A 13,002-nucleotide genomic window follows, 5' to 3' on the forward strand; every position below is an offset into this window, starting at 1 on the left:
GGAGCATCCTGCCCTCGCCTTCCTCCCCGGCATCAAGGCCGGGCCCGGGCATCAGGCCGGCAGAGCCATCTCCCGACCGCGGCAGCCGGCCAGGACAAGTTCGGTGTGCAGCCGCACCATCTCCTCCGGTGCCAGGCGCCCATCCGGGCGATACCAGGTGCAGACGCCGGTCAGCATGGCCAGCATGGCATAGGCGGCCACCCGCGTATCGGCCAGCGCGAATTCCCCTGCGGTGACACCCTCGTCCAGCAACGCGATCAGCCGCCCCTCGTAAAGCCGGCGCAGGGCGAGGATGGCCTCGCGGTTCCGTGGCTCCAGCGCACGCAGCTCGAAATTCGCCACATAGACCTCCCGCTTCTTGTCCATGTGGTAGAGCAGGTGATGCGCCACGAAGGCGCGAAGCTGGCGCAGGGGGTCGGGCGACGCATCGTCCAGCGCGGCCGCGGTACTGGCGAGCAGCGCCTCCATATGCTCCCGCACCAGATCGAAGAGCAGTTCCTGCTTCGAAGCGATGTGGTTGTAGAGCGAGGCCGGCTGGATGCCGACCTCGGCGGCCAGGTCGCGCAGGCTCATCGCCTCGAACCCGTGCTCGTGGATCAGGGTCAGCCCCACCTCGCGGATCAGTGCCGCCGTGCGGGGGCCGTTCGAGCCTGCGATGCGCGCCATGACCTCTCTCAGCCTCTTCCCAGCCAGGATAAACTTACGTATGTTCGTTTGCAACGAGGCCCGGGAGCGGCCCGCTTGTCCAAGTAAGCGTTCAGGGAGGATTGCCATGTCCAATAGCTTCCGGGGGCTGGATTTCGGCCTGGGCGAGACCACCGAGGCGCTGCGCGAGCAGGTCTCATCCTTCGCGCGGCGCGAGATCGCCCCGCGCGCCGCGGAGATCGACCGCGAGAACGCCTTCCCCAACGATCTCTGGCGCAAGTTCGGCGATCTCGGCCTGCTCGGCATCACCGTGCCGGAGGAGCTGGGCGGCGCCGGCATGGGCTATCTCGACCATGTCGTGGCGCTGGAGGAGATCAGCCGCGCCTCCGCCTCGGTCGGGCTCAGCTACGGCGCGCATTCCAACCTCTGCGTCAACCAGATCCGGCGCAACGGCAGCGAGGCGCAGAAACAGCGCTACCTGCCGAAGCTGATCTCGGGCGAGCATATCGGCGCGCTGGCGATGAGCGAGCCGGGCGCGGGCTCCGACGTGGTCTCGATGAAGTTGCGGGCCGAGAAGCGCGGCGACCGCTACGTGCTCAACGGCAACAAGATGTGGATCACCAACGGCCCGGATGCCGACGTGCTGGTGGTCTATGCCAAGACCGACCCGGAGGCCGGGCCGCGCGGCATCACCACCTTCGTGATCGAGAAGGGCTTCCGGGGCTTCTCCACGGCGCAGAAGCTGGACAAGCTCGGCATGCGCGGCTCCAACACCTGCGAGCTGGTCTTCCAGGATTGCGAGGTGCCGGAGGAGAACATCCTGGGCGGCCTCGGCCGGGGCGTGAACGTGCTGATGAGCGGCCTGGACTACGAGCGCGCCGTGCTCGCCGCCGGGCCGCTGGGCATCATGCAGGCCTGCATGGATGTCGTGGTCCCCTATGTGCACGAGCGGAAGCAGTTCGGCCAGGCGATCGGCGAGTTCCAGCTCATGCAGGGCAAGCTGGCCGACATGTACAGCACGCTCAGCGCCTGCCGCGCCTATGTCTATGCCGTGGCGCAGGCCTGCGACCGGGGGCAGACGACACGCAAGGATGCCGCCGGCGCCATCCTCTACGCCGCCGAGAAGGCGACCTGGATGGCGCTGGAGGCGATCCAGTGCCTGGGCGGCAACGGCTACATCAACGAGTACCCGACCGGGCGCCTGCTGCGCGATGCCAAGCTCTACGAGATCGGCGCCGGGACCAGCGAGATCCGCCGGATGCTGATCGGGCGGGAACTCTTCCGGGAAACGGAGTGACGCCGCGCCATGCCCGTGCTGGAAACCGCTCTCGACCCACGCGGCGATGAGGCGCGCGCCAATGCCGCGGCGATGCGCGCCGTCACCGAGGAGCTGCGCGCGCTCGCCGAGCAGGTCCGCCTCGGCGGCGGCGAGGCGGCGCGGCGCAAGCATCTCGGGCGCGGCAAGCTGCTGCCGCGCGACCGCATCCGGGCGCTGATCGACCCGGCCTCGCCCTTCCTGGAGATCGGCCAGCTCGCCGCGCAAGGGATGTATGGCGGCGAGGTCCCCTCGGCCGGGATGGTGGCCGGGATCGGCCGCGTCTCGGGGCGCGAATGCATGATCGTCGCCAATGACGCGACGGTGAAGGGCGGCACCTACTTCCCGCTGACGGTGAAGAAGCACCTGCGCGCCCAGGAGATCGCCGAGCAGAACCGCCTGCCCTGCCTCTACCTCGTGGATTCCGGCGGCGCCAACCTGCCGCAGCAGGACGAGGTCTTCCCCGACCGCGACCATTTCGGGCGCATCTTCTACAACCAGGCGCGCATGTCGGCGCAGGGCATCCCGCAGATCGCGGTGGTGATGGGAAGCTGCACCGCCGGCGGCGCCTACGTCCCCGCCATGTGCGACGAGAGCATCATCGTCCGCAACCAGGGCACCATCTTCCTGGCCGGACCGCCGCTGGTGAAGGCCGCGACCGGCGAGGTGGTGACGGCGGAGGAGCTGGGCGGCGCCGATGTCCACAGCCGCACCTCCGGCGTCACCGACCACTATGCCGAGAACGACGCCCATGCGCTGGGCATCGCCCGGAACATCGTCGCCAACCTGAACGCCACGAAGCGCCCTTCCCTGGCGATCCGCGAGCCCCGCGCGCCGCTCTATCCGGCGGAGGACCTCTACAGCCTGATCCCCGCCGACCGGCGCAAGCCCTTCGAGGTGCGCGAGGTGATCGCGCGGCTGGTGGATGGCAGCGAGTTCGACGAGTTCAAGCGGCTCTATGGCGCCACGCTGGTCTGCGGCTTCGCCCATATCTGGGGCTATCCGGTGGGGATCGTGGCCAATAACGGCATCCTGTTCGGCGAGAGCGCGCAGAAGGGGGCGCATTTCATCGAGCTCTGCGCCCAGCGCGGCATCCCGCTGGTCTTTCTGCAGAACATCACCGGCTTCATGGTCGGCAGGAAGTACGAGACCGGCGGCATCGCCAAGGACGGCGCCAAGATGGTGACCGCCGTGGCCACCGCCGCCGTGCCGAAATTCACCGTGATCATCGGCGGCAGCTTCGGCGCGGGCAATTACGGCATGTGCGGCCGCGCCTATTCGCCGCGCTTCCTCTGGATGTGGCCCAATGCCCGCATCAGCGTGATGGGCGGGGAGCAGGCGGCCTCCGTCCTCGCCACCGTCCGCCGCGACGGCATCGAGGCCAGGGGCGGCCAGTGGGGCGCCGAGGAGGAGGAAGCCTTCAAGGCCCCCATCCGCGCGCAGTACGAGACCCAGGGCCATCCCACCTATTCCTCCGCGCGGCTGTGGGACGATGGCGTGATCGACCCGGCCCAGACGCGCCGCGTCCTGGCGCTCGGCCTTTCCGCCAGCCTCAACGCGCCGATCGAGCCGACGCGCTTCGGCCTGTTCCGGATGTGAGGACCGCCATGAACGACACCATCCTGCTGGACATCGACCCGCGCGGCGTGGCGCGCCTCACCCTGAACCGGCCGGAGCGGCACAACGCCTTCGACGACGCGCTGATCGCCGGGCTGTCCGCGGCGCTGGAGGAGCTGGGCGAGGACCCGCGTGTGCGCGCCGTGGTGCTGACCGGCGCCGGGCGCTCCTTCTCCGCCGGGGCGGACCTCGACTGGATGCGGCGCATGGCGGAACATTCGCAGGAGGACAACCTCGCCGACGCGGCGAAGCTCGCGCGGCTGATGCACCTCCTCGCGCGGCTGCCGAAGCCGACCCTGGCGCTGGTGCAGGGGGCGGCCTATGGCGGTGGCGTCGGGCTCGCCTGCTGCTGCGACGTGGTGCTGGCCGCCGACACGGCGCGCTTCTGCCTGAGCGAGGTGCGGCTGGGCCTGACGCCGGCGACGATCAGCCCCTATGTCGTCGCCGCCATCGGAGCGCGTCAGGCGCGCCGCTACTTCACCACCGCCGAGGTGATCCCGCCCCACCGGGCGCTGGAGATCGGGCTGGTGCACGAGGTCGTGCCCGCCGAGCGGCTGGACGAGGAAGCGGAGAAGGTGCTGGAGGCACTGCTGCAGGGCGCGCCGGGAGCGCAGGCGGCGGCCAAGGACCTGGTCTTCCTGTGCGAGGGGCGTGTGGTGGACGAGGCCCTGTCCGCCGAGACCGGGCGGCGCATCGCCGAGCGCCGCGCCTCGGAGGAAGGGCGGGAGGGACTTGGCGCCTTCCTCGGCAAGCGCCCGCCCGCCTGGCGCATCCCGCCAGGCCGTGTGAACTGAGGGGGCCGCGTGATGTTCCGCAAGCTCCTCATCGCCAACCGTGGCGAGATCGCCTGCCGGGTGATCCGCACGGCGCGTCGTCTCGGCATCGCCAGCGTCGCCGTCTATTCCGAAGCCGACCGCGCGGCACGCCACGTCCATCTCGCCGACGAGGCCTGGCCCATCGGCCCCGCCCCGGCGCGGGAAAGCTACCTCTCCATCCCGCGCATCCTCGACGCCGCGCGGCGCTCGGGGGCGGAGGCGATCCATCCCGGCTACGGCTTCCTGTCCGAGAACGCGGAATTCGCCGAGGCCTGCGCGGAGGCCGGGATCGTCTTCATCGGCCCGCCGGTCGCGGCGATCCGCGCCATGGGCTCCAAATCCGCCGCCAAGGCGATCATGGAGCGTTCCGGCGTGCCGCTGGTGCCGGGCTATCACGGAGAGCGCCAGGAGATGGCGCTGCTGGCCGAGGAAGCCGCGCGGATCGGCTATCCCGTGCTGATCAAGGCCTCGGCGGGCGGCGGCGGCAAGGGCATGCGCGTGGTCGAGGCGGCAGGCGAGCTGGAGGCCGCCATCGAGGGCGCCAAGCGCGAGGCGAAGGCCTCCTTCGGTGACGACCATGTGCTGATCGAGAAGTACCTGACCCGGCCCCGCCATATCGAGATCCAGGTCTTCGCCGACACGCAGGGCAACGCGGTCTCGCTTTTCGAGCGCGACTGTTCCATCCAGCGGCGGCACCAGAAGGTGATCGAGGAAGCCCCCGCCCCGGGGCTGGACGAGGCGCAGCGGCGCGCGATGGGCGAGGCCGCGATCGCCGCCGCCCGGGCCGTGGGCTATGTCGGCGCCGGCACGGTGGAGTTCATCGCGGAAGACGGGCGCTTCTTCTTCATGGAGATGAACACCCGTCTCCAGGTGGAGCATCCCGTCACCGAGGCGATCACCGGCCAGGACCTCGTCGAGTGGCAGTTCCGCGTCGCGGCCGGCGAACCCCTGCCCCTGCGGCAGGAGGACCTCCGCATCCAGGGCCATGCGATCGAGGCGCGGATCTATGCCGAGGACCCGTCGCGCGACTTCCTGCCCTCCACCGGCACGCTGGCGCATCTGCGCCAGCCGCGCGAGGGCGATGGCGTGCGCGTTGATACCGGCGTGCGCCAGGGCGACGCGATCACGCCGAACTACGACCCGATGATCGCCAAGCTGATCGTGCATGGCGAGGACCGCGACGCGGCAGCACGGCGCCTCGCCGCGGCGCTGGCGGAATACGAGGTGGTGGGGGTGCGCACCAACCTCGCTCTGCTGCGCGCCCTGGCCACGCATCCCGCCTTCCTGGCGGCGGATCTCGACACCGGCTTCATCGCCCGGCACCCGGAGGTGCTGGAAGGTTCCGCCGAGCCCGTGCCGGACAGGCTGGCCTGGGCGGCGGCGGCCTGGACGGTGCTGCGGGAGGAAGCGCGGGCCGCCGAGGCGGCGGCGCGGGGGTCGGGCGATCCCTTCTCGCCCTGGGCCTGTGCCGATGCCTGGCGGATGAACGGGGCGGGCTACCAGGACCTGCTCTTCGAGGCCGGGGGCGAGCGTGTGGCGCTGCGCGCGGCGCTGCGACGGGACGGATCGCTGGACCTCGCCCTGCCCGGCGGCGACAGCGCGCATGTGGCGGCGGCGGAGACGGAGGACGGGCTGCGCCTGCGCCTCGACGGCGTGCAGCACCGGATGGCCGTGGCGCGGCAGGGTGACACGCTGACCGTATTGCGCGACGGGCGCGGCGTGCGGCTGCGCGTGCTCGACCCGCTGGCGCCGCCCGAGAGCCAGGCCGCCGGCGGTGACCGCGTGATCGCCCCGATCCCCGCCCGGGTGACGCGCGTGCTGGTCTCCCCTGGCGACAAGGTGGCCAAGGGCACGCCGCTGCTGGTACTGGAGGCGATGAAGATGGAGCTTACCCTCTCCGCCCCCGCCGAGGGCGTGGTGGAAAGCATCCGCCATGGCGTGGACGAGATGGTGGAGGAAGGCACGCAACTCGTGACCTTCGCAACGGAGACGGCGTGATGTTCCCCGACCATGTCCGCATCGTGGAGATGGGTCCGCGCGACGGGCTGCAGAACGAGGCACGGCCCGTTTCCGTCGCCACGAAGATCGCGCTGATCGAGGCCCTGGCCGATGCCGGCCTCCGCAGCATCGAGGCGGGCAGCTTCGTCTCTCCGAAATGGGTGCCGCAGATGGCGGGCACGGCGGAGGTGCTGGCCGGGCTCACGCCGCGCCCCGGCGTGGACTACCCCGTGCTGGTGCCGAACCTGAAGGGGCTGGAGGCGGCGCTGGCCGCCGGGGCGCGCGAGATCGCGGTCTTCGGCGCAGCCTCGGAAAGCTTCTCGCGCGCCAACATCAACTGCTCCATCGCCGAAAGCCTGGAGCGCTTCGCCCCCGTGGCGCAACAGGCGCTCGCCGCCGGGCTGCGAGTGCGCGGCTATGTCTCCTGCGTGCTCGGCTGCCCCTATGAGGGCGCCGTGTCGCCGGAGGCCGTGGCGCGCGTCGCCGCCGCGCTGGCCGGCATGGGCTGCTACGAGGTCTCGCTCGGCGACACGATCGGCACGGGCACGCCGCTCGCCGCGCGGCGGATGGTCGAGGTGGTGGCGGAGCGGGTGCCGCTGGAACGGCTGGCGCTGCATTTCCACGACACCTATGGCCAGGCGCTGGCGAATATCCTGGCCTGCCTGGAACTCGGCGTCTCGGTGGTGGACAGCGCCGTGGCCGGGCTGGGCGGCTGCCCCTACGCCAAGGGGGCCTCGGGCAATGTCGCGACCGAGGACGTGATCTACATGCTCGATGGCATGGGCATCGGGACCGGCGTGGACCTTGCCCGCCTCGCCGCAGCAGGACGCATGATCTGCGCGGCGCTGGAACGTGAGCCGGCTTCCAGGGTGGCACGGGCGCTCGCCACCAGAACCAATGAATGGGAGGTCCAGGAACCTCAGGTTCCTGGCGGATAGGGGGTCCGGGGGAAAGGCGGCGCCTTTCCTCCCGGGAGGCCCTCCGGAAGAAGCCAAGAGAGGACAAACAGGATGGGTGCCGGGGAACTCAGCTATGTCCATGGAGCCTGCGAAACCCCGCTGCTGAGCGACACGATCGGGCAGCGACTGGACCGCACAGCCGATACCTGGCCGGACCGGCCGGCGCTGATCGACCGGGGCCAGGGCCTGCGCTGGAGCTGGGCGGAGCTGCGGGAACAGGTGGACCGCCTCGCCGCGGGCTTTCTCGCGCTCGGGCTGCGGCGTGGCGAACGGGTGGGTATCTGGTCGTTGAACCGGGCGGAATGGGTGCTGACCCAGTTCGCCGCGGCGCGGGCCGGGCTGGTGCTGGTGACGATCAACCCGGCCTACCGGCTGCACGAGCTGGAATTCGCACTGAACAAGGTGGGCTGCGCCGCGCTGGTGACGGCGACCGCCTTCAAGACCAGCGACTATGCCGGGATGCTGCGGCAGATCGCGCCGGAGCTGGACAGCGCCACCAGGGGCGGCCTGCGCGCGGCGCGGCTACCGGCGCTGCGGGCGGTGATCCAGCTCGGCGGTCCCGCTTCCTCCACCCCATTGGCCGGCGCCCTGCCCTTCGCCGATGTGCTGGCCCTGGGCGGGGAGCGGGAGCGCGCGGCGCTGCGGGAACTGGGCCCTTCACTGCAATTCGACGACCCCATCAACATCCAGTTCACCAGCGGCACCACCGGCACGCCGAAGGGCGTCACGCTGTCGCACCACAACATCCTGAACAACGGCTATTTCGTCGGACAGGCGATGCGCCTGACCGAAGAGGACCGGATCTGCGTCCCGGTGCCGCTCTACCATTGCTTCGGCATGGTGATGGGCAACCTCGCGGCCCTGACGCACGGCGCCTGCCTGGTCTATCCGGGCGAGGGCTTCGACCCGGTGGCGACGCTGGAGGCGGTGCAGGCGGAACGCTGCACCGCGCTCTATGGCGTGCCGACCATGTTCATCGCCGAGCTCGACCACCCGCGCTTCGCGGAGTTCGACCTGTCCTCGCTGCGCACGGGAATCATGGCGGGCTCCCCCTGCCCCATCGAGGTGATGCGGCGCGTCACCAGCCGCATGAACATGCGCGACCTCACCATCTGCTACGGCATGACCGAGACCAGCCCGGTCAGCTTCCAGAGCGCGGTGGACGACCCGCTGGAACGGCGCGTTTCCACCGTCGGGCGCATCCACCCGCATCTGGAGGTGAAGATCATCGACACCGAGGGGCGGATCGTGCCGCGCGGCCAGGCGGGCGAGCTCTGCACGCGCGGCTATTCGGTGATGCTGGGCTACTGGGACGAGGCGGCGCGGACGGCGGAGGTGATCGACGCGGCGCGGTGGATGCACACGGGCGACCTCGCGACCCTCGACGCGGAGGGCTATTGCAACATCGTCGGCCGGATCAAGGACATGGTGATCCGCGGCGGGGAGAACCTCTATCCGCGCGAGATCGAGGAGTTCCTTTACCGCCATCCGAAGATCCAGGACGTGCAGGTCTTCGGTGTGCCCGACCCCCGCTATGGCGAGGAGCTCTGCGCCTGGATTCGCATCCGGCCGGGCGAGGCGCTGACGGTGGAGGAGGTGCGAGGCTTCTGCGAGGGGCAGATCGCGCACCAGAAAATCCCGAGATATGTTCAGTTCGTTAATGAATTTCCCATGACCGTGACCGGCAAGATCCAGAAATTCCTCATGCGCCGACATATGGAGGAGGAACTCGGCCTGACGCGCCAGGAAACCGCCTGAAGGCCGGCCGGGCGGATTGGTGGGGGATGCCACGATCCCGCTTGCACCGGGGGGCGGCTTCGCCTTAACTCCTGTGCAAGACTGAAAAGACGAGGAAACATCCGGGTGGCCGACTACATCCTGGAGACCGAGGACATGACCAAGGAGTTCCGCGGATTCGCCGCGGTCTCCGGGGTGAACCTGCGCGTGCAACGTGGCAGCATCCATGGTCTGATCGGCCCCAACGGGGCGGGCAAGACGACCTGCTTCAACCTGCTGACGAAGTTCCTCCAGCCGACACGCGGCCGCATCCGCTACAACGGCCGCGACATCACCGCGATGAAGCCCGCCGAGGTGGCCCGGCTCGGCCTCGTGCGCTCCTTCCAGATCTCGGCGGTCTTTCCGCACCTGACGGTGCTGGAGAATGTCCGCCTGGCCCTGCAGCGGGAACGGGGCGGCTCCTTCGACTTCTGGAGGCGCGAATCCGTGCTCACGCGCTATGACGCCCGGGCGATGGAACTGCTGGCCGAGGTCGGGCTGGCCAATGCCGCCGGGCTGACGGCGGGCTCGCTTTCCTATGGCCGCAAGCGGGCGCTGGAGATCGCCACCACCCTGGCGCTGGAGCCCGAGATGATGCTCCTGGACGAGCCTACCGCCGGCATGACGCACGAGGATGTGGACCGCGTCACCGCGCTGGTGAAGCGCGTGGCCGCGGGCCGCACCGTGCTGATGGTGGAGCACAACCTGAAGGTGGTGGAGGGCCTCTGCGACCGGATCACCGTGCTGACGCGCGGGCGCATCCTGGCGGAAGGCCCCTATGCCGAGGTCTCGCGCAACCCGGAGGTCGTGGCCGCCTATCTCGGCACCGATCCCACCATTGCCGGAGGCACCGCCCATGCCGCCTGAGGCGCTGCTGGAGGAACGCCCGGGCTCCGCCGCCCAGGGCGAGACACTGCTGAAGGTGCGCGGGCTGCAGGCCTGGTACGGCGAGAGCCACGTGCTGCACGGCATGGACTTCGACGTGCGGCCGGGCGAGGTGGTGACGCTGCTGGGCCGCAACGGCGCCGGCAAGACCACCACGCTGCGCAGCATCATGGGCCTGGTCGGGCGGCGCAGCGGCTCGGTGGGTTTCGAGGGGCGGGAGCTGATCCGCGCCCGGCCCGACGAGATCGGCCGCGCCGGCATCGCCTATTGCCCGGAGGAGCGCGGCATCTTCGCCGCGCTGAACGTGACCGAGAACCTGATGCTGCCCCCGGTGGTGCGGCCGGGCGGGCTCGACATCCCGACCATCCATACGCTCTTCCCGAACCTGAAGGAGCGGGCGAACAGCCCAGGCACCAAGCTCTCGGGCGGCGAGCAGCAGATGCTGGCCATCGCGCGCATCCTGCGCACCGGCGCGCCGCTGCTGCTGCTGGACGAGCCGACCGAGGGGCTGGCGCCGGTGATCGTGCAGCAGATCGGCGCCACGATCCGCGAGATCAAGGCACGCGGCTTCACCGTGCTGCTGGTGGAGCAGAACTTCCGCTTCGCCCAGACCGTGGCCGACCGGCACTACGTGGTCGAGCATGGGAAGGTGGTGGACAGCTTCCGCAACGACGAGCTCGCCAGCGCGGCGGAGCGGCTGCAGGAATATCTCGGCGTCTGACCCCTGCCCCGCCCGGTTCACCGGCGGGGCGGATGCAGGAAACGGGCGGCAGCGCCGCCAGAAACCAACGAAAGCCAGGGAAACCCAGGAAATGACCTTCTCCCGCCGCACGACCCTTCTCGGCGCAGCGACCCTGCCCGCCCTGGGCCTGCTGCCCTTCCGTCCGGCCCGGGCACAGGCCGGGGGCACGATCAAGATCGGCGTGCTGAACGACATGTCCGGCGTGTACCGCGACATCTCCGGCCCCACCTCCGTCGCCTGCGTGCGCCAGGCGGTGCAGGACAGCGGCATCGAGGCCAAGGGCGTGAAGGTCGAGGTCGTGGCCGCCGACCACCAGAACAAGCCGGATGTCGGCGCCAACGTCGCCCGCCAGTGGTTCGACCAGGATGGCGTGGACATGATCATCGACGTGCCCAACAGCGCCGTGGCGCTGGCGGTGAACAGCGTCGTGCGGGAGAAGAACAAGGTCTATGTCAACTCCACCGGCGGCACGACGGAGCTGACCGGCGGCCAGTGCTCGCCCAACACCATCCACTGGACCTACGACACCTACATGCTCGCTAAGTCCACCGGCGGGGCGATGGTGAAGCAGGGCGGCGATAGCTGGTATTTCATCACCGCCGACTATGCCTTCGGCCATGACCTGGAGAGGAACACCACGAACTTCGTGAAGGAGGCCGGCGGCAAGGTGCTGGGCTCGGTGCGCCACCCGTTGCAGAGCACCGACTTCTCCTCTTTCCTCCTCCAGGCGCAGCAGAGCCGGGCCAAGGTGATCGGCCTCGCCAATGCCGGCACCGACACGATCAACGCGGTGAAGCAGGCGGCCGAGTTCGGCGTCACCCGCCGCGGCACCAAGATCGCCGTGCTGCTGATGTTCATCAACGACGTGCACGGGCTGGGGCTGAACGCCGCCCAGGGGCTGGTCTGCACCGAGAGCTTCTACTGGGATCTGAACGACCGCACCCGCGCCTTCACCAGCCGGGTGAAGGGTTCGCTGAACGGCAACATGCCCGCCATGTCGCATGCCGGCTGCTATGCGGGTGCGCTGCACTACCTGAAGGTGGTGGCCGAGATGGGCGCCGCCGCCGCCAAGGCCTCGGGCGTGGAGACGGTGAAGCGCATGAAGGCCATGCCGACCGACGACGACTGCTTCGGCGCGGGCAAGATCCGCGAGGACGGGCGCAAGCTACACCCGGCCTATCTCTTCGAGGTGAAGGCGCCGGGCGACAGCAAGGGTCCCTGGGACTACTACAAGCTGCTGGAAACCACCTCGGCCGAGGATGCCTGGCGGCCGCTCTCGGCCGGCGGCTGCCCGCTCGTCCGCTCCTGATCCCTGAAGGGGAGGGCGGCGCGCCGCCCTCCCCCCGCGTCCCGAGAGGCACAAGATGGAAGACCTGTTGTTCCAGTTGGAGATGGGCCTGCCGCAGATCGTCCTGGGCCTCGTGAACGGCGCCTTCTACGCGCTTCTGTCACTGGGCCTGGCTGTGATCTTCGGCATGCTGCACGTCATCAACTTCGCCCATGGGGCGCAGTTCATGATGGGCGCCTTCGTCGCCTGGATGCTGCTGAACTGGCTGGGCATCGGCTACTGGCCCGCGCTGATCCTCTCGCCCCTCATCATGGGCGTGCTGGGGGTGGTGATCGAACGGCTGCTGATCCGCCGCGTGCAGGGGGCGGACCCGCTCTACGGGCTGCTGCTGACCTTCGGCCTCGCCCTGATGATCGAGGGCATCTTCCGGCAGTATTTCGGCTCCTCCGGCATGCCCTATGCACCGCCCGCCTCGCTGACCGGCATGCCGCTCGATCTCGGCTTCATGATCCTGCCGATGTACCGCGCCTGGGTGGTGGTGGCCGCGCTGATCCTGTCGCTGGGCACCTGGCTGGTGATCGAGAAGTCGCGCCTGGGCGCCTATCTGCGCGCCGCGACCGAGAACGCCTCGCTGGTGCAGGCCTTCGGCGTGAACGTGCCGCGCCTCGTCACCCTGACCTATGCCGGCGGCGTGGCGCTGGCGGCGCTGGCGGGCGTGCTGGCGGCGCCGATCTATTCGGTGAACCCGCAGATGGGCTCCAGCCTCATCATCACCGTCTTCGCCGTGGTGGTGATCGGCGGCATGGGCTCGATCCTGGGCTCGGTGGTCACCGGCTTCGCCTTGGGGCTGGTGGAGGGGATGACCAAGGTCTTCTACCCCGAGGCGGCTTCCACCGTGATCTTCGTCGTCATGGCGATCGTGCTGCTGGTGCGGCCCGCCGGCCTGTTCGGGAGGGCCTGAC

General features: G+C 69.7%; 11 protein-coding genes. 10 read left to right on the top strand and 1 reads right to left on the bottom strand.

What is annotated here, in order from left to right; all coding sequences use genetic code 11:
- Positions 1-51: 51 nt before the first annotated feature.
- On the bottom strand, positions 52-666 hold the full coding sequence (locus tag RGI145_RS16455; RefSeq protein WP_075799206.1) for a TetR/AcrR family transcriptional regulator: 615 nt from the start codon (positions 664-666) through the stop codon (positions 52-54).
- A gap of 106 nt (positions 667-772) precedes the next feature.
- Here RGI145_RS16455 and RGI145_RS16460 point away from each other — a divergent pair, with 106 nt between their 5' ends.
- The 10 genes from RGI145_RS16460 to RGI145_RS16505 all read left to right on the top strand — a co-directional run bounded on the left by RGI145_RS16460 (position 773) and on the right by RGI145_RS16505 (position 13,001).
- Complete coding sequence (locus tag RGI145_RS16460) at positions 773-1,942, top strand: isovaleryl-CoA dehydrogenase (RefSeq protein ID WP_075799207.1); 1,170 nt, start codon at positions 773-775, stop codon at positions 1,940-1,942.
- Positions 1,943-1,951: 9 nt separating this feature from the next.
- Positions 1,952-3,559: a carboxyl transferase domain-containing protein gene (locus RGI145_RS16465; RefSeq protein WP_075799208.1), complete on the top strand. Its 1,608-nt coding sequence runs from the start codon at positions 1,952-1,954 to the stop codon at positions 3,557-3,559.
- Between the two features lie 8 nt (positions 3,560-3,567).
- Positions 3,568-4,371, top strand: a complete 804-nt coding sequence (locus tag RGI145_RS16470; RefSeq protein WP_075799209.1) for an enoyl-CoA hydratase/isomerase family protein — start codon at positions 3,568-3,570, stop codon at positions 4,369-4,371.
- A gap of 12 nt (positions 4,372-4,383) precedes the next feature.
- Positions 4,384-6,390, top strand: a complete 2,007-nt coding sequence (locus RGI145_RS16475) for an acetyl-CoA carboxylase biotin carboxylase subunit (protein ID WP_075799210.1) — start codon at positions 4,384-4,386, stop codon at positions 6,388-6,390.
- The gene (locus RGI145_RS16480) at positions 6,390-7,328 is read left to right on the top strand and encodes a hydroxymethylglutaryl-CoA lyase (RefSeq protein ID WP_075799211.1); all 939 of its coding nucleotides are present in this window, start codon (positions 6,390-6,392) and stop codon (positions 7,326-7,328) included. Before RGI145_RS16475 ends, RGI145_RS16480 begins: the two co-directional genes overlap by 1 nt.
- A gap of 72 nt (positions 7,329-7,400) precedes the next feature.
- Positions 7,401-9,107: an AMP-binding protein gene (locus tag RGI145_RS16485; protein WP_075799212.1), complete on the top strand. Its 1,707-nt coding sequence runs from the start codon at positions 7,401-7,403 to the stop codon at positions 9,105-9,107.
- A gap of 105 nt (positions 9,108-9,212) precedes the next feature.
- On the top strand, positions 9,213-9,992 hold the full coding sequence (locus RGI145_RS16490) for an ABC transporter ATP-binding protein (RefSeq protein WP_019460793.1): 780 nt from the start codon (positions 9,213-9,215) through the stop codon (positions 9,990-9,992).
- Complete coding sequence (locus RGI145_RS16495) at positions 9,982-10,731, top strand: ABC transporter ATP-binding protein (protein ID WP_075799213.1); 750 nt, start codon at positions 9,982-9,984, stop codon at positions 10,729-10,731. The genes RGI145_RS16490 and RGI145_RS16495 overlap by 11 nt, the downstream gene beginning before the upstream one ends.
- 91 nt (positions 10,732-10,822) lie before the next feature.
- Positions 10,823-12,061 carry an ABC transporter substrate-binding protein gene (locus RGI145_RS16500; protein WP_075799214.1) on the top strand — a complete coding sequence of 413 codons (1,239 nt, stop codon included), beginning with the start codon at positions 10,823-10,825 and terminating at the stop codon, positions 12,059-12,061.
- Positions 12,062-12,116: 55 nt separating this feature from the next.
- Positions 12,117-13,001: a branched-chain amino acid ABC transporter permease gene (locus RGI145_RS16505; RefSeq protein ID WP_075799215.1), complete on the top strand. Its 885-nt coding sequence runs from the start codon at positions 12,117-12,119 to the stop codon at positions 12,999-13,001.
- Position 13,002: the final 1 nt, after the last annotated feature.

This window comes from Roseomonas gilardii (assembly GCF_001941945.1).
Taxonomy (GTDB): Bacteria; Pseudomonadota; Alphaproteobacteria; order Acetobacterales; family Acetobacteraceae; genus Roseomonas.